The sequence below is a fragment of the Neobacillus niacini genome (assembly GCF_046591715.1).
GTDB lineage: Bacteria > Bacillota > Bacilli > Bacillales > Cytobacillaceae > Neobacillus > Neobacillus niacini_L.
In genome coordinates, this window is the sequence record NZ_JAWVNQ010000004.1 from 191,420 (window position 1) to 208,642 (window position 17,223).

The following is a 17,223-nucleotide window of genomic DNA, read 5'->3' on the forward strand; positions in this document are numbered from 1 at the left end:
AACATAATTTAACCCTTTTAAGGATGTGTTTAACCTGCGATTAAATAAATTTATATCTGAGTCCGGAAAAACTTCAAGGCGTGGTGCCGATAAATGGATAGAAGAAGGAAGAGTTACAATTAATGGGAAGATTGCAAAAGTTGGCAGTCAAGTAGGGCCTGGTGATGTGGTTCGCGTTAATGGTGAAACCATAAGGGTTGCCAAAAACAATGTCTATATTGCATTAAATAAACCAGTAGGGATCACTAGTACTACTGAAAAACATATCAAAGGCAACATTGTTGATTTAGTCAATCACCCACTTAGAATCTTTAATATTGGAAGATTAGATAAGGATTCAGAAGGATTAATCCTCCTTACTAACGATGGCGATATTGTGAATGAAATTCTGCGTGCTGAGAATAAACATGAGAAAGAATATATTGTAACGGTGGATAAGCCGATTACATCTGAGTTTTTAAAAAAGATGTCAGAAGGCGTTAAAATACTTGATACCAAAACTCTTCCATGTAAGGTGGAGCAAATGTCTAAATATGTATTCAAGATTATCCTGACACAAGGGTTAAATCGTCAAATTCGACGGATGTGCTCTGCTCTCGGGTATTCAGTTGTTCGCCTTCAGAGGATCCGTATCATGAATATTCATTTAGGAAACCTCCCTGTTGGTCAATGGAGGGACTTAACGAAGAAAGAAAAGAATCAATTGTTTAGTGATTTAAATTATGAACCTAGAGAATGGTGAAGAAAAGGATGAGTCAAAACTAACATGTTTTGTCTTATCCTTTTTTATTTTAGTTGCTTTATTATTCAAATAATTTAAGATATTACTTAGATACACGAAGGAATAATAGGAGGAGATATAATGAAAAAGACTGTTGAAAAACGACTTACCCGCTCAGAAGTTCCCGAACACTTAACGTGGAATCTTAATGATTTATTTACGTCTGGTGAAGCCTGGGAAGTAGAATTAAAGGAGATAGAATGTGAGATAACAAGCATCGAGTCATTTAAAGCAACCTTACATACAGGTTCAAATGAGCTTTTAGCTTGTTTACTTGCCCAAGAAAGTCTATTAAAGAAAATGGTCAAAGCAGCAACCTATGCCAGCTTAAAGCAATCCGCGGATGGAACAGATCCAATAAATCAGGCGAATTCCGCTAAATTAGCTGCATTACGGACAAACATGTCTGCAACATTATCATTTATCAATTCTGAGATTCTTTCCTTAGAAGAGGGAACGATTGAAAGATACCTTAGTGAAAATCAGGAACTTCAACCGTTCCGAAAAGACTTATGCGAGTTGCTTGAAACGAAGAAACATCGACTTTCACCGGAAACAGAAGAGGTATTAGCATCGTTAGGAGAGGTGCATGGTGCCCCTTATACTATTTATAGCATGGCTAAATTGGCAGATATGGACTTTGCCCCTATTGTAGACCGTGATGGTAATGAATTATCGGTATCCTTTGCATTATTTGAAAACCGCTACGAGTTTTCTTCTGATACTGATACACGCCGAAAGGCCTATGACTCTTTCGTTTCAACACTAAAACAATATAAAAATACAATTGCAGCCGCCTATTCTGCTGAAGTTAAAAAGCAAGTAACACTGTCTAGACTAAGAAATTATCAATCAGTTGAACAAATGCTCTTAGAACCTCATCAGGTAACAATAGATATGTACAATAACCAGATCGATATCATTTTTAAAGAGCTGGCACCTCATATGCGTCGATTTGCACAATTAAAGAAACAGAAATTAGGCCTGGATGTCATGAAGTTTTGTGACTTAAAAGCCCCCTTAGATCCTGATTTCAACCCAGAAACCACATATGAAGAAGCCAGTCAGCTTATCTTGGAATCTTTAAAAGTGATGGGACCAGAATATTGTGAAATAATCGAAAAGGGCTTCAAAGAGAGATGGGTGGATCTTGCTGACAATATTGGAAAATCCACTGGTGCTTTCTGCTCAAGCCCTTATGGAGCACACCCTTACATTTTGGTTACCTGGCAGGATAATATGCGTGGCGCATTTACCCTCGCACATGAATTTGGACATGCCGGACATTTTTACTTGGCGAACAAAAATCAAAGAATTATGAATGTTCGTCCTTCAATGTATTTCATTGAAGCTCCATCTACAATGAATGAGCTTTTACTAGGCCAGCATCTCTTAGCAAATAATGAAGACAAACAAATGCGCCGCTGGGTGGTCCTTCAGCTGCTTGGAACCTATTATCATAATTTTGTTACCCATTTGCTGGAGGCTGAATACCAACGACGGGTTTACGCATTAGCTGAAAGCGGAAAAGCTCTTACAGCTAATTCTTTATCTGAACTGACAACTAACGTACTTTCTGAGTTCTGGGGAGATACAGTGGAAATAGATGAAGGTGCAAGCCTCACTTGGATGCGCCAGCCTCATTATTACATGGGCTTGTATCCATACACCTATTCTGCAGGATTAACAGCCTCTACTGCTGTAGTACAATTGATAAATGAGAATGGCCAGCTTGCGGTTAACCACTGGCTGGAAGTACTCCGTGCAGGTGGAACGATGAAACCTCTTGAATTACTAAAACACACAGGAGTGGATATGTCGACTTCTGACCCAGTCCGAAAAGCCGTAGCTTATGTAGGCAGTTTAATAGATGAATTAGAAAAATCTTACTCCTGACGACGAACAATACTATCCAAAAGGCACCATTCATACCCGGAATGGTGCCTTAATCATGCAGTTCTAAGGGACTGTCCACCGTAGACGTACAAATGTACACAAGTGGTGCCTGTCACCTATTAAAGTTGAAACTTTCTTCCTATACATTCGTATATAAATAGATCCAGAAAAAGATATCTGAAATAAAGGGGATTTGTATATGGGGAATATGTTTTTGTTTGTACTGATTGTTGCTATTGTGTCTGCACTTGTTCTTATACCGTTTTATAGGGAAGATCCTGCGTCAGAGAGGAAAAGCAAAAATAATGCCAAAGGTAATAGAAGACTTATGCCTGGGGTAATGATTACCGTGATTGTTCTCTTAATTCCTTCTGTTTTTGCATACTATTATATTACCAATTATGATAGGAACCCTTCTTCTTTATGGGTATTTGCAATAATCATTACTGCGTTGGGAGCATTACTTTCCACAGGTATGGAAAGAAAAGTTAAAGCCCTGCTGTTTCTTGTCAGCTTGGTTTTTGGGACCTATTTTCTGACTGCCTTTTTGTTTAATGCAGATGAAAAATTTGAGATTGCTCAAATGGAACAAGAAGTGGAAATCAAGTCTTTTGACGAGAAAGAAACACCTGCTAGTGTACCGCCTGAATTCGCTCGAAATAAAATGAGAAAAGCATTCGGACAGGTTCCAAATACAAGCTATTATGAACTCGGAAATCTACAAATTCAAAAGGTAAAGGGCGATTATGTTTATATAGCTCCTGTTGAGTTCTCTGGTTTTTTCAAATGGATGAAAGGAAAAGAAACACCCGGTTACTTCACTTTAAGCGCAACTGATTCTTCCGCCAATCCAAAGTTTGTAAAATCAGAAATGATTTATACCCCCTCTTCTTACTTTAATAAGTCTATTGAACGCCATATCCGCATGCAGTACCCGAAACATATCTTTTATGGCGATGTTCAATTAGAAATTGATGACGAAGGAAAACCTTACTATATCCGTTCCTATGGAGAATTTATTTCGGCTCGTAATGGGTTTGATGTTAAAGGTGTTGTGGTAGTAGACTCCAAAAATGGGGATACCAAGTCATATACTCTATCCGAAGTTCCAGAATTTATTGATGGTGCGGTTTCACCAGAAATCGTAAGCCTGCAGAATAGTTACTTTGGAAACTATATTCACGGATTTTGGAATAGTCTCTTCGGAAAATCGGATGTAAAACTTCCTTCTGACGAAGGTACAGAGGCTAATGTAAGCCCGATATTTGACCAAAATGGCGTTATGTATTACTTTACTGACTTTACAAGTCCGAAAGAAGGCGTCGATTCCATGCTCGGCTACTCTTTGACAAATTCCCGGACAGGTGAAGCAACTTATTATACGGGGAATCCTGATGAATCTTATATGGATTCGCAAGGTGCATTGCAAATTATTGAAAAGAAATTTATAGAAAAGAAATGGCATGGCGAAATGCCTGTCATCTATAACTTTTATGGAGAAGCAAGCTGGCTGACTCCAGTACTTGATTCAAATGGATTTTTGCAGAATTACTTTATCGTATCAGCCGCTAACCCTGAAATCTCAGTATTCGGGGTCACCCCAAATGAAGCATTAAAACAGTATAAAACGTCCCTTCAAAGAGGCGGCGGTTCAGTCGATGGAAGTTCAAAAGCGGATGAAAAACAGATCTCAGGTACAGTACTGCGTGTATATAAAGAAAAGTCAGGAGATTTCACGGTGGTTTCATTCCTTTTAGACAACAAAAAAAGCTATATCTTATCATCTGAAAAAGAACCATTGATCATTTACTTAAAAGAAGGTGATAAAGTAAATGTCACTTATCTCGATACAGATGAAGACTTCCTGCCAGCAAAAGAGATCGTCATTGAAGGATTAGAATAGTCAAAGAAAACACGATGAAGTGTTCAACGTTCATCGTGTTTTTTCTTGTTATATATTTAATTAGCATGAGTCAAAGCTCTGAATGGTCGATTATTTCTAATGATAGATTTAAACTTTATTGATAAAGAAGGTTAAGGTTTGCTTGGTCTTACTTCTCTTGTTGTCAGCACTTGCAAGGCTTCTCTTACATCTCGAGCAAAATCAATAGGACGATCTATTTTTTCAAAATGAATATACATTAGTCTTGGATTATCAAACAGCCAGTGATTATGGAAAGCAGTCACAATAATATTATGTTCACGAAGAATACTGATAAATGGGTTCAGTTCTTCCTGGAGTATGACTGTTTCACCACTGCATAGTGCCCTGCCGTCTGAAGTTAGCGATTCGAACACAAACATTTGCGGTAAAGCTAGGAAGGACCTGGTTCTTCTGCCAAGTATTCGCGCCATAATATTAAGACGTGAATTCATCACCATACAAACACCATCTTCGAACATGCTCATGCCTCCAAGAATTTCGTTAAATTCTTCGCACAGTTCCTCTGCCCTTCTATTTGATCCCTGTCGAGCTCGGCTTGAACGACCCATGTTCCGAGTAGTTAATACTTCTAGTGCATCTGCGACCTTTTCTGCAAAGTCTAATGGTTCATCAATTGATTCAAAATGAATATACATTAAACGAGGTTCTTCAAACAGCCAGTGATTGTGTAAGGCTGTGACAATAATACCAGCTTCTCGCAGCCTAGTAATAAAAGGATTAATCTCATCCTGTAGAATAACGGTTTCACCAAGGCATAATGCTCTGCCGTCTCTATCTATATTCTCAAAAGAAAAGGCTTGTGGTACAAACATAAAAGATTCAGCTCGGCGGCCTAAGACAACGGGATGAAGGTTTGTTCGCGATCTTGTTGCCGTACATACTCCATTTATAACAGATGGTGCTGCACCTAATATCCTTGCAAATTCCTGACAAAGTTCGCTCGGCTCCATGCTTTCAATATTATTCAAAAAGAATCATCTCCTGATAGAATTTCTCTCAGGATAAGCTATTCCAAAAGTCATATTTAGACAGGGCTTTGGCCTGTTTTAAGAAATGTCTATACAGAATAGGCACCATCAAAGAATGATCGTGCCTTCACTTTTATATATTCTTCTATGGAATTTTATATAAATATTCTCATTTCATAAATTAAGACTTATTTTTTTGTGGGATTATTAAAACTGGAACATGGGTTTCATGGAGAACACCCGTGGATACACTTCCTAATACCGTCCCCCGGATCAGGCCCATTCCCCGGGAACCCATCACAATATACTTTACTTTCAGATCCTTTGCCAACTGACTTATTTGATAAACAGGGTCTCCAACTTTCATGAACGCAACGTATTCAATATCTCGACCCTCTAGATGTTGTACGGCACTGTCCATCACCTTATCATACAATTCTGTCTGATATTCTTTAATCATTTCCTCACCAATGAATAACCTTGTATGAAAGGTATGAAAGGAAGGTTGAACATTTACTAAATAGAGTTTACTAGGAGCTGCCATTGCCAATTTAACAGCTTCATCTAAGGCTTCAAGGGAATTTTTTGAGCCATCTATGGCGACTAAGATCCGATCTTTCATCATTCCACCCCCTAAGATATCATAATACTTCTCAACTTAATTGTATCAATAGATTCATTACAAAAATTTGTAATTATTGAACTATTTGTGAATTTGATTCTATTTTCACTTTCCCCCCGAAAATAATGGCATGATTGTGGTTAAATAGAATTAGAGATCGTTACCAATATCTATTGGAAGGTGAAGATGTTATGTGGTATACAAAAAGTAATGATGAGGTCATTGCTGAGTTGGAAACTCATCCATCAACAGGTCTTTCAACAGAGGAATCAGTAAAGCGCATGGAAAGAGCTGGACCAAATGTATTTAGTGCAAATAGAAAGCCTTCCATTTTCAGGCTTGTTTTCGAACAAATCAATAGCCCATTAATTTATATCCTAATTGTTGCTTCGATCATTTCCATTGTGGCAGGTGAATACAGTGATTCCATAATCATTGTCCTTGTTATCTTACTAAATGCTGTTATAGGTATCATCCAAGAAGCGAAAGCTGAAAAAGCATTAGATGAACTGAAGAAAATGACAACACCCAAAGCCATAGTGAAACGCGACGAAAACATTAAAGAAATCCCCTCAGAACAACTGGTTCCAGGTGATATTGTGCTTATTGATGCAGGCAGGTATATTCCAGCAGATATACGCTTAATTGAAACCGTCAATTTAAAAATAGAAGAATCCTCCTTAACCGGTGAATCGGTTCCAGTTGACAAAGATTCCAACTGGCATTCGGAACAGGAGATACCAATTGCTGATCAACACAATATGGCGTTTATGACAACGTTGTCAACATATGGGCGTGGTCTTGGAATTGTGGTTAATACAGGAATGAATACAGAAATCGGAAAAATAGCCAGCATGCTTGGAAACCAAAAACGTGAGCTTACTCCCCTGCAAAAAAAACTAGCTGAACTGAGTAAAATTCTTGGAATTGGTGCAATCCTCATCTCTATTGCTCTCTTTCTAATTGGCTATTTCCAAGGAAGAGATCTTCTTGATATGTTTTTAATTGCTGTTAGTCTGGCAGTTGCTGCCATACCAGAAGGACTCCCAGCCATTGTTACAATTGTGCTGGCATTAGGTGTACAGCGGATGATTCACAGGAGAGCAGTTGTAAGGAAGCTTCCTGCTGTTGAAACACTAGGTGCGGTTAGTGTCATATGTTCAGATAAGACAGGTACACTGACTCAGAACATGATGACTGTAACAAAAGTGTATGCAAACGGCTCATATGTTCCACTCAATGAGTTTTTTATAGAAGACCCCAGTGAAAAACTTTTTATAGAAGCGATAACACTATGTAATGACGCGGTTGTCACTGATATGGAGCAATCAGGCGATCCAACCGAAATTGCCTTAATAGCAGCAGCCCGTAAACTTGGCTTTGACAAACAAAATCTTGACCAAAGCTATCAACGAGTCTTCGAGATTCCGTTTGATTCAGAACGCAAAATGATGACAACGGTTCACAAGCAAAGTGACACATACTACGTTATGGTAAAGGGTGCATTAGAAAGCATCCTTCCACTCACCTCTTATGTATATAACACAGGAAATAAGATACCTTTCACAAATAAGGAAAACCACCACATAAATGCCCAAGTGAATGCAATGTCAAATGAAGCACTGCGTGTATTAGCAATCGCATATAAAGAAATACCGCCGCCAACAGAATTTATCAAAGAAGAACTTGAAAGTAATCTAGTACTGCTGGGTCTTACGGGAATGATTGACCCTCCTCGTGAAGAAGTTAAGCAATCGATTGAGCAATGTAAGGATGCTGGAATTCGAACGGTAATGATTACTGGTGACCATCAAAAAACAGCTTTTGCCATTGCCAAGGAGCTTGGCATTGCCAGTAATGAGAAGGAAACAATGTCGGGTTATGAACTCAACACTCTGAGTGAACAAGAATTAAAGGATAAAGTGAAGAATACTTCCGTATTTGCGCGTGTTTCACCCGAACATAAAGTGAAAATTGTAAAAGCACTAAGAGCAAGCGGGGATATTGTCTCCATGACAGGTGATGGTGTTAATGATGCCCCCTCCCTGCAACAGGCTGATGTTGGTGTTGCAATGGGAAGAAGTGGAACGGACGTAGCAAAGGGGGCAGCTGACATCGTCCTTACCGATGATAACTTCTCAACGATAGAGGCAGCCGTAGAAGAAGGAAGAAATATCTACCAAAATATTAAAAAATCAATTTTGTTCCTGCTTTCCTGCAACCTAGGGGAAATTGCAGTTTTATTTATTGCCATTCTTTTAGGTTGGCCCGCTCCTTTAACAGCGGTTCATATATTATGGGTAAACTTAATCACGGATACACTCCCTGCCATTTCTCTTGGATTAGATCCTGATGATCACGATGTAATGAAAGAGAAGCCGCGGCCAATTAAAGAAAGTATCTTTGCACATGGAAGCGGTATGTTTACCATATTGAATGGAATCATTATTGGGAGCTTAACGCTGTTTGCCTTTATTGCAGGACTAATGATTTATACTCCTGCAGATTCCATTTTCACCATTGACTTTGACGACATCCCGAAGGATGCACTCATGCACGCACAAACGATGGCTTTTATTACATTAAGCATTTCTCAATTATTTCACTCTCTTAATTTACGAAACACTAATAAGTCAATAGTCCAAGTGGGATTATTTTCAAATAAATATTTAGCAGGGTCTATTCTCTTGGGTATCTTTATACAAGCTGCATTGGTTAACATTCCCGTTCTAAATGGTATCTTTGAAATTAATGTTTTAACTTTAAAAGAATGGTTGTTTATCCTAACTCTTTCTTTCGTCCCTGTTATTTTGAATGAGTTATATAAAGCTGGAAAGCATATCTACAACAGTAAATTTTTCCAATCTAATAAAACATCAAACTTTTAAACAGAAAAGAAAGACGTGTGAGATAAACTGCACACGTCTTTCGCTATTGATTTTAACGCTTTTGCAGTAAGCTTTGAAATGCTGCAGATGTTCTTACTTCAACAGTGAGAGTGCCATTCCCATTGTATATCGCCTTTATCAAGAACGGGACACCCGACGTATTCTTAAATTGAAAATCTTTGCCGCCATATGAAACAGTTGCATCCCGGCCAGCAGGTACATACCCGACTGTCAAGGAATGATGATGCCATTCTACATATTCAATCGCTAATTGATCAACGGCATTAAACAGAGTTGAAGATGTTTGACAAATGCCGCCGCCGATTCCCATGACCAATTCCTTATTTACAATTTCCTGAGCAGGCTGATAGCCATGTGCAGCATCACTTGGTCCCACAGTATGATTAAAGGAGAAAATATCCCCTGTTCCCACAATAACGTTATCGATTGCCAGAGCAGACAGTTCGATGTTTTTATTTCTTCCTGTCACGCTTGGATTAAATTTTGTTGTATAAGATGCCACCACTACTTCTGATAGATGAGCTGCGTCCTCAGGCTTATAGCCGCTTTCTGTCACATAAATCGGCAAAAGAACATCGCCGCCTTTGGCTGATGCCTCGATTACTTTCGTAACCAGTTCTGCTTCCTCGAGCACCACTCTTGGTTTCCCTTTGATAACTTGACCATTTGCATCAATTTTATCTAGTATCATTTTTGAGTCATAACCAGGAGTCGTATCTGTGCCCCTAGCAATTTCTTTAGCCCATTTCTCAAGCTCTTGCTTATATTTTTCATTATCTGTTCCAAAACCCATTTCAATTGGGATGAGGGATTTAACAATCGCCTTGGTAGTCGGTTCCACAATATTTACCACTTTAGGCTTTTTAGCTTCTTCCTCTGCTATTCTCTTTGCTTCCGCTTCCTCAGCGGCTTTCCTTGCTGCTTCTTCTGCAGCTTTTTGTTCTTCAAGCTTTTTTTCAAGTTCTGTTACTTTGTTCTCTAGCTCGGCTTCCTTGCCATTTGTTTTCTCTGCACAGCCGGCTAATCCGATCAAACTGCCAAATAAAATGAATGAAATCACCCAGGTCCGTATAGACATTTACAACTTCTCCTCTTTTCCCAAAATCTCGCCATCGCCAACGAAACACTTCATAATATTCAGAAAAAGAATTTCGCTCTCATTCTTTAAATCTATTCCACTATCAGATACAAAATTCCTGCTAGCTGCTCGCGATAATTCCCTTAAATTGTATACACTTATTAGACGGATTTATTCCTCAATGGTTTCAAGATATTGGCAAAAGATTAGCATATATGTAATGTATGGTTAATCTACCATGTTTTTCGAGAGCAAATACATGATTCAATATGATCATTAACCATCCCAGTCGCTTGCATAAAAGCATAACAGATGGTTGACCCGACAAATTTAAATCCGCGTTTTTTCAAATCTTTACTTAATTTATCACTAATATCTGTTGTAGCTGGTACTTCCGATAAATCCTTAAAGTGATTCCTTATCGGTTCACCATTAACGAATGACCAAATGTACTTACTGAAAGAACCAAACTCTTCCGTCACTAAAAAGTATGCCTTTGCATTTGTAATGACGGCATTTATTTTTAGTTTATTTCGAACAATCCCTTTATTCTGTAACAGTTCTTCGATTTTCATTTCATCATAAGAAATAATAATACTTGGTTCAAAATCGTCAAATGCTTTGCGATAATTTTCTCTCTTCTTCAAAATGGTGTACCAGCTTAATCCAGCTTGAGCTCCCTCTAAGTTCAAGTATTCAAAAAGTAATCGATCATCATACACAGGAACTCCCCATTCTTGATCATGATAATCAATATATAAGGGATCCTGATTCACCCATCCGCATCTTTCCATGTAAACTACCTCCCAAATTCCTTTATTTAAACAACTTTTCTTTAATTCTCCTTGATTTCACTTATTTTTCCAGTACTCCCTTTCATTCCGAATAGAATCTGGATAAATGAAAATCTGGAAATAATATAATGATAAAATACTATAATCATAATAAATGCTGTAACTAGTAGAAAAATAAGTTTTACTGAAATTGACCATTCCCAATCTGAAATTAAAAATCCTAAGGTAACAATTATTGGCTGGTGAATAACATAAAACGGCATAGAGACTTTGCTTCCATAGTTCAACCACTTATTTGGATTAGATAACTTTTTGTCGGCCAAGGCAAAAATAACAAGCAGCCAACTCCAACAATTTATAGCTTTGACACAAGCCAGGAGAATAGACAGCCCACCATTATCTGAAGGCATACCTGTCATGAATCCAAACACAAAAAATACAGTGGTTAGAATGGATATTGTCATTGTGGCTGGCAGCAGCCTTTGAACAACTGACTTGAATGTAGATTTAGTAAAGAAAATATAACCATATAGAAAAATGGCTAGATAAAAACTTATATCCCATCCCCCTAAGTTTACTACATCTATTAAAATGGTTATGATAATCAAAGGTATTGATAAAACAAATAGGTGAAATGGTGTTAGCTCTCTGGAAATATTAGGTTTAATTTTGAGAAAAAATGGCAGCGTAATGAGACTGAAGATCAAAAGAACCAAGAGATACCATAAGTGCAAACCAACAAAAGCAAAATTCCCTGGACCTCCGATACCAAGATAAACTCCATCAAAATAGTGTGGGTACCAGCTAAAAAAGGATCCAGAATATTGCCCGTGACTTACCCGCTCCATATAGATTTGTGGAGGAGTAAGAATCATAATCCCAAATAGAAGTGGTACTCCCAGCCGCGATACTCTTTCCTTAATATATTGTCTACCAGACCTCTTTTGTAGAGTATAATAAGAATTGATTCCAGATACCACAAAAAAACTTGGCATCAACCATCCACTCATAAATAAAGATAGAGCTGTTATGTACGTCGGGTCTGTCTCATTATTCTTCACATGCCATGCCCAAGGATTAAAAAACATAAAACAATGGTAAATGAACACAGCAAGCGTAGCAATAACTCTTATCCAATCTAAATCATATTGTCTCTTCATCTCTATTTAACTCCCCTATTTAATTGCTCCTCTACTTCACTCCCGGTCTATTTTACTATATAAGAAGTCTTGGAATTGTCGAAATATGGAAGGATTATGATAAAACCAAAAAACAGCCCTTAACACAAAGGACTGTTTAATCGTCTAATTTTCTGCTAATTTCTTTATCAACTTATCCTTGTTTTTAGATTGATTTTCCTGTAGGTTTTCCTCGTCAGGTCTTGCTCGTTTAATATAGAACGCAAGAATCAGAGCAACCCCAATAATAATAGCTGATATCAAGAAAGTATAGTTAATTCCTTCTAACATTGCTTCCAAAGCAATTTGCTGCTGCATCTCCGCAAGGGCTGCTTCTGTCGGCTCCTGTGTCATTTTTTGCATGGCGGATTCCGTAAGTTCTTTTCCATATGAGGCAGAACGATTAGACATAAGTGTAATCAATAATCCTGTACCAATCGCTGCCGAAACCTGCTGCATCGTGTTGTTCATTGCCGTACCATGCGGGTAATAGCGAGGAGGTAATTGATTCAAACCATTTGTCGATACAGGCATAAACACCATTGACATTCCAAACATACGAATAGCATGTAAAATAACCATATACATATACGTAGTTTCAAACGATAACATGCTGAATAAATAAGTGGTAACGGTTGTTATGAACAAACCGGTAATGGCTAATATACGACCGCCAAATTTGTCAAACAATCTTCCGGTAACCGGTGACATAAAAGCATTCACAAGGGCTCCCGGCAATAACATTAGTCCTGCATCCAATGGAGAAATCCCGCGTATTGTTTGGACATATATAGGAAGCAGTAAAAAACCTGAAAACATAGCAATATTTACGATCATCGAAATAGCCGATGAAAGAGCAAACATATTATATTTAAAGACCCTGAAATTCAGCATTGGCCGCTCTTGGTTCAATTGGCGGAGGATAAACCAAACCAATGAAATAACCCCTATGATGATGGTTAAATACACCAGCGGACTGTCCCAGCCTTTACTGCCTGCGGAACTAAATCCATAGAGGAGACCTCCAAATCCAATACTTGACAGCAATAACGAAAAGAAATCCAGCTTAATATCTACTTTCTCTTTTTTATCTTTAAGCTTCAAAAAGCCTATAATAAGGATGACCGCAGCAATTGGGGTAACAAAATGGAATAACATTCTCCAATCATAATGTTCAATGATCCAGCCAGACAAAGTGGGTCCAATTGCTGGTGCAAACATAAGAATGAGTCCGAAAACACCCATGGCCGTTCCTCTTTTTTCAACTGGAAAACTAACTAACATGACGTTCATTAAAAGCGGCATCATAATGGCAGAGCCTGAAGCCTGTACCATCCGGGCAGTCAATAGTAATGGAAAATGATGAGCAATTCCTGCAATAATGGTACCAGCTGTAAATAGTCCCATTGCAACTAAGAATAATCGCCGAACCGTATATTTTTGAATTAGAAAGGCTGTGGTTGGAATCATAATTCCGTTTACAAGCATAAACCCCGTCGTCAGCCACTGAACCGTAGCTGTATCTACATCTAAGTCTTTCATTATAGAGGGCAGTGCAACATTTAATAAAGTATTATTTAGAAATGCAATAAAAGCCCCAATCATCAGTACAGCAATAATACCATAAGGCGGTTTGTCTGCCTTTTTTAAGGATTGTTCCATTCGCAGTGTCCCCTTTGTTGAAGTCTATAAAGCTTAGTAACAACGTAATACCTGTCACAATCAATGTTCGATACGTAAATTACCTATTTATTTAGTATGTACATAACTTGAAAACCCAATCAGCTTTGTTCTTTGGGACCTTGTCGGATTCCATTTTCCTCAAGGAGATTAATCATTTTATTGAGGTGATCTACATCTTTTATGACTACAAATTTCGAGTAAGAGTTAAACTTTTTCTTAATGTTTATCGATAGTTTGTATCCATTATTCACACTAGGATCCAACCCATATAACTCATGCCAAATAACGATTTTTTCGATTGTATAATTTTTCACTTGATTAAGAGAATAATATTTTCCAAATAAGATTAACCCCTTGGGTAGTATGTATAGGTTTCCACGATGATGAATCAATTTCAATATAACGAAAAAGATATAAGCCAGGGTAAAAATAGAAGATTCTAACCAAGTTGTAAAAAGGACAATCCACAATATGAAAGATAACAATATGAGAGAAATGATTGTACCCCATTTAACAAGCTGATATGATTTCGTTTTTTTGGTTAAAGGTTCCATTGCTTTCCACTCGGTTGGGATTAGAATACTGTCAAACTCACTTTCGGTTTTAGGATAAATGGCATCTTTAGCTGATTGTGCAGCTTTCTTTAGGTTTACTTGATGGTTAATTAGATAGAAAACACATAGTATGTAAATACTGCTGAATAGGATATTCATGACCATATTATCACTCCTTTCATCTTATTTTCATGAAATTCCCTTGTTAATAACATATCTTCCAATTTTAGTAGAACTGGTAAACTGTGTCAATTTTAGAGTTTTGTAAGTGACTCAAAATGAATAAAACTCGGGATCTAAAAAAGAATCCCGAGTTCGCTTTTAATTCAATTTTGCACTTTAGGAATTTGGTCCCTTTTATATAAATATTGCAATGTAAGCAAAATTACAAACAATGCTAACCCGACTATATCAGAAATTTTTTCAGGATAAATTAAGCATAATCCTGCCCCCAAGGAAACAATCCGTTCAATCCAGTTCAATTTCCGCATCCAAAAACCAATAACCCCTGCACTAATTGCTACCATACCCGTTAAAGCAGTAAACACTACCCATATCAAATATGTCCAAGTGGTATCAATCATTAGCAATTCTGGTGACAAAACAAACATATAGGGTATGATAAAGGCGGAAATGGCAAGCTTCGTTGATTCCACGCCCGTTCGAAATGGCTCCCCGCCAGATATCGCAGCTGCGGCAAATGCTGCAAGTGCAACCGGAGGAGTAATATCGGCCACAATACCAAAATAAAACACAAATAAGTGAGCAGAAAGATCTGGAACTCCTAATAAAATAATCGCTGGCGCTGCAATGGTTGAGGTAATGACATAATTTGCAGTCGTAGGAGAACCCATCCCTAATATCAAGGAAGCGATCATAGTTAAAAACAATGTTGGCAGCAGTGCCCCCCCAGCAAAATCCAGCAGCCCATTGGCCATTTTCAACCCTAGTCCAGTCTTTGTTACGACACCCACAATGATCCCTGCAGCAGCACAGGCTGCAGCAACACCTAATGCCGATCTGGCTCCATCTACTAAAGCCTCTATAATTCCTTTAAAGCCAATTCTTGTATTTTTCTTTATTGAACTAACCACGACTGTTATGACAATCGACCAAAGGGCAGCACGTACGACGCTCATTCCTGAACTTAACAAAAGAATGATAGCAATTATGGGAAGTAACAAATAGAGGTTCCCAAGGACTTCTTTCCTGTTCGGCATTTCTTCTTTTGTCAGACCTCTGAGACCCAATCGCTTTGCTTCAAAATGTGTCATAATCCAAATACCAGTGAAATAAAGAATCGCTGGTATTGCTGCAGCCTTAGCTATTTCCCAATAGCTGATTCCGCCAATAAACTCCACCATTAAGAAAGCTGCTGCCCCCATTATCGGCGGCATTAACTGTCCACCGGTTGAGGAAGATGCCTCTACTGCACCTGCAAACTCTTTTTTATATCCTAGTTTTTTCATCATTGGAATAGTAAAAGCACCAGAGGTCACCACGTTCGCAACCGAGCTGCCGCTAATGGTTCCCTGCAGGGCGCTTGAAAAAACAGCAACCTTTGCAGGTCCGCCGACACTTCTTCCGGCAATCGCAATTGAAAGATCATTAAAATATTCGCCAACCCCTGTTTTAATTAAAAAGGAACCAAATAGTAAGAAGAGAAAAATGAAGGTAGATGATACCCCCAGTGGTGTTCCAAGGATACCTTCTGTTGTATAAAACATCGTCTGAACAAGCCGATCCAATTCTAAGCCTCTATGCGCAATTGCACTTGGCATATAAGGTCCAAATACCGCGTAACCCATAAAAATTAGAGCAATAATCGTAATCGGCAGACCAACCGTTCTTCGAGTTGCCTCTAAAACTAGTAAAATGGCTGAAAGACCAACTAAAAAATCTATCTGTGTGATATTGCCCGTTCTTAAGACCAAAACATCTATCATAGCCGGCCAATAGGCACCAACTATGACTGAAATACCGGCTAAAACGATATCATACCATGCCAGTTTATACTCTTTCCCCCTATTTTTCCTTCGTGCTGGAAATAGTAAGAAGATTAATGCCAAAGCAAAACCCAAGTGAATAGAGCGTTGAAGCTGGGCAGTTAACATACCGAATATACCTGTATATAAATGAAATAATGAAAATGCCAGTAAACCAACAAAAGCAATCCAGCCGGCAGCCCCTTTTAGTTTCCTAGTTCCTGCCTCAGGATCATATTTTTCCAAAAGCTCCTGCTGTTTCGCTTCAGATAGGGCGGAATCATATTGACTCAAGGATATTCACTCCTTTCCATTGACTTAAGAAGTTCAATTTTCGGATTTCTACTTTCACTGAGGTGCCAGGTTTAATCGTTTGAGATAGTGGATATTCCCTATTTTTAAAAATGACAGTGTGATTCGCACGAACCTGTCCGATTCGCAAATGAAAAAAAGGAAAATCACGTTTCATATTTTTGATTGTATAGACACCATCTTTTTGTACAAACGTTTCTCCTTCCTCTGCATTCGCTGGCATGCCGATAGCAAAATCTTCATACATCAGCTCATATTGTTGAACATGATAGTCGGGAGTTATTTTATAGCTTTCTATGACAGGTGATAGATGAATAGAATGTGTGTATTTGATTTGAAAATATGCCTCGTTTTTTACAAGAATATAAGCATATTTTTCATCGCTGTGATTTGGCTTAAAGACTATCGCTTTTTGGAAAGGTATGAACGCTATGGCGCTTGTAATCAAAAAAAAGACTAAGAGATATGAGATGATTCGATAATATCGCATTGCACGCTCCTGTTCAGTAGAAAAGGAG

The 17,223-nt window shown here is 38.2% G+C and carries 13 protein-coding genes; 4 read left to right on the top strand and 9 right to left on the bottom strand.

Annotated features, from left to right (window positions below; genetic code table 11):
- Nucleotides 1-25 precede the first annotated feature (25 nt).
- The 3 genes from rluF (at nt 26) to SFC47_RS13215 (ending at nt 4,580) form a co-directional block, all read left to right on the top strand.
- Entirely contained in the window at nt 26-742 is a 717-nt protein-coding gene (rluF, locus tag SFC47_RS13205) for a 23S rRNA pseudouridine(2604) synthase RluF (RefSeq protein WP_411254756.1), read from the top strand.
- A gap of 120 nt (nt 743-862) precedes the next feature.
- The gene (pepF, locus tag SFC47_RS13210; protein WP_411254757.1) at nt 863-2,677 is read left to right on the top strand and encodes an oligoendopeptidase F; all 1,815 of its coding nucleotides are present in this window, start codon (nt 863-865) and stop codon (nt 2,675-2,677) included.
- Nucleotides 2,678-2,876: 199 nt separating this feature from the next.
- Entirely contained in the window at nt 2,877-4,580 is a 1,704-nt protein-coding gene (locus SFC47_RS13215; RefSeq protein WP_411254758.1) for an MFS transporter, read from the top strand.
- 131 nt (nt 4,581-4,711) lie between these two features.
- Here SFC47_RS13215 and SFC47_RS13220 read toward each other — a convergent pair whose 3' ends face one another.
- Both SFC47_RS13220 and SFC47_RS13225 read right to left on the bottom strand, forming a co-directional pair.
- Nucleotides 4,712-5,572, bottom strand: coding sequence for a DUF1259 domain-containing protein (locus tag SFC47_RS13220; protein ID WP_411254978.1), 861 nt, complete (start codon nt 5,570-5,572; stop codon nt 4,712-4,714).
- A 199-nt stretch (nt 5,573-5,771) separates the two neighbouring features.
- Entirely contained in the window at nt 5,772-6,215 is a 444-nt protein-coding gene (locus tag SFC47_RS13225) for a universal stress protein (RefSeq protein WP_411254759.1), read from the bottom strand.
- Nucleotides 6,216-6,403: 188 nt separating this feature from the next.
- Here SFC47_RS13225 and SFC47_RS13230 point away from each other — a divergent pair, with 188 nt between their 5' ends.
- On the top strand, nt 6,404-9,100 hold the full coding sequence (locus tag SFC47_RS13230) for a cation-translocating P-type ATPase (protein WP_411254760.1): 2,697 nt from the start codon (nt 6,404-6,406) through the stop codon (nt 9,098-9,100).
- Nucleotides 9,101-9,152: 52 nt separating this feature from the next.
- Here the strand turns inward: SFC47_RS13230 and SFC47_RS13235 are convergent, their stop codons facing one another.
- The 7 genes from SFC47_RS13235 to SFC47_RS13265 all read right to left on the bottom strand — a co-directional run bounded on the left by SFC47_RS13235 (nt 9,153) and on the right by SFC47_RS13265 (nt 17,195).
- Nucleotides 9,153-10,199: a VanW family protein gene (locus SFC47_RS13235; RefSeq protein WP_411254761.1), complete on the bottom strand. Its 1,047-nt coding sequence runs from the start codon at nt 10,197-10,199 to the stop codon at nt 9,153-9,155.
- 233 nt (nt 10,200-10,432) lie between these two features.
- Nucleotides 10,433-10,993, bottom strand: coding sequence for a DNA-3-methyladenine glycosylase I (locus SFC47_RS13240; RefSeq protein ID WP_411254762.1), 561 nt, complete (start codon nt 10,991-10,993; stop codon nt 10,433-10,435).
- Nucleotides 10,994-11,034: 41 nt separating this feature from the next.
- Nucleotides 11,035-12,153 carry an acyltransferase family protein gene (locus tag SFC47_RS13245; RefSeq protein WP_411254763.1) on the bottom strand — a complete coding sequence of 373 codons (1,119 nt, stop codon included), beginning with the start codon at nt 12,151-12,153 and terminating at the stop codon, nt 11,035-11,037.
- 144 nt (nt 12,154-12,297) lie between these two features.
- Nucleotides 12,298-13,833: a DHA2 family efflux MFS transporter permease subunit gene (locus SFC47_RS13250; RefSeq protein ID WP_411254764.1), complete on the bottom strand. Its 1,536-nt coding sequence runs from the start codon at nt 13,831-13,833 to the stop codon at nt 12,298-12,300.
- A 119-nt stretch (nt 13,834-13,952) separates the two neighbouring features.
- A complete protein-coding gene (locus SFC47_RS13255) occupies nt 13,953-14,573 on the bottom strand; it encodes a hypothetical protein (protein WP_411254765.1) in 621 nt (206 codons plus the stop codon).
- Between the two features lie 161 nt (nt 14,574-14,734).
- The gene (locus SFC47_RS13260) at nt 14,735-16,687 is read right to left on the bottom strand and encodes a TRAP transporter permease (protein WP_411254766.1); all 1,953 of its coding nucleotides are present in this window, start codon (nt 16,685-16,687) and stop codon (nt 14,735-14,737) included.
- Nucleotides 16,674-17,195 (bottom strand): DUF1850 domain-containing protein, encoded by a 522-nt coding sequence (locus SFC47_RS13265; RefSeq protein ID WP_411254767.1) that lies wholly within the window; start codon nt 17,193-17,195, stop codon nt 16,674-16,676. The genes SFC47_RS13260 and SFC47_RS13265 overlap by 14 nt, the downstream gene beginning before the upstream one ends.
- Nucleotides 17,196-17,223: the final 28 nt, after the last annotated feature.

Coding starts and splice junctions, on each gene's coding strand:
- SFC47_RS13245 (WP_411254763.1), bottom strand. CDS start 12,153: ATGAAGAGACAATATGATTTAGATTGGATAAGAGTTATTGCTACGCTT.
- SFC47_RS13265 (WP_411254767.1), bottom strand. CDS start 17,195: ATGCGATATTATCGAATCATCTCATATCTCTTAGTCTTTTTTTTGATT.
- SFC47_RS13230 (WP_411254760.1), top strand. CDS start 6,404: ATGTGGTATACAAAAAGTAATGATGAGGTCATTGCTGAGTTGGAAACT.
- SFC47_RS13225 (WP_411254759.1), bottom strand. CDS start 6,215: ATGATGAAAGATCGGATCTTAGTCGCCATAGATGGCTCAAAAAATTCC.
- pepF (WP_411254757.1), top strand. CDS start 863: ATGAAAAAGACTGTTGAAAAACGACTTACCCGCTCAGAAGTTCCCGAA.
- SFC47_RS13255 (WP_411254765.1), bottom strand. CDS start 14,573: ATGGTCATGAATATCCTATTCAGCAGTATTTACATACTATGTGTTTTC.
- SFC47_RS13220 (WP_411254978.1), bottom strand. CDS start 5,572: ATGGAGCCGAGCGAACTTTGTCAGGAATTTGCAAGGATATTAGGTGCA.
- SFC47_RS13235 (WP_411254761.1), bottom strand. CDS start 10,199: ATGTCTATACGGACCTGGGTGATTTCATTCATTTTATTTGGCAGTTTG.
- SFC47_RS13240 (WP_411254762.1), bottom strand. CDS start 10,993: ATGGAAAGATGCGGATGGGTGAATCAGGATCCCTTATATATTGATTAT.
- SFC47_RS13250 (WP_411254764.1), bottom strand. CDS start 13,833: ATGGAACAATCCTTAAAAAAGGCAGACAAACCGCCTTATGGTATTATT.
- SFC47_RS13215 (WP_411254758.1), top strand. CDS start 2,877: ATGGGGAATATGTTTTTGTTTGTACTGATTGTTGCTATTGTGTCTGCA.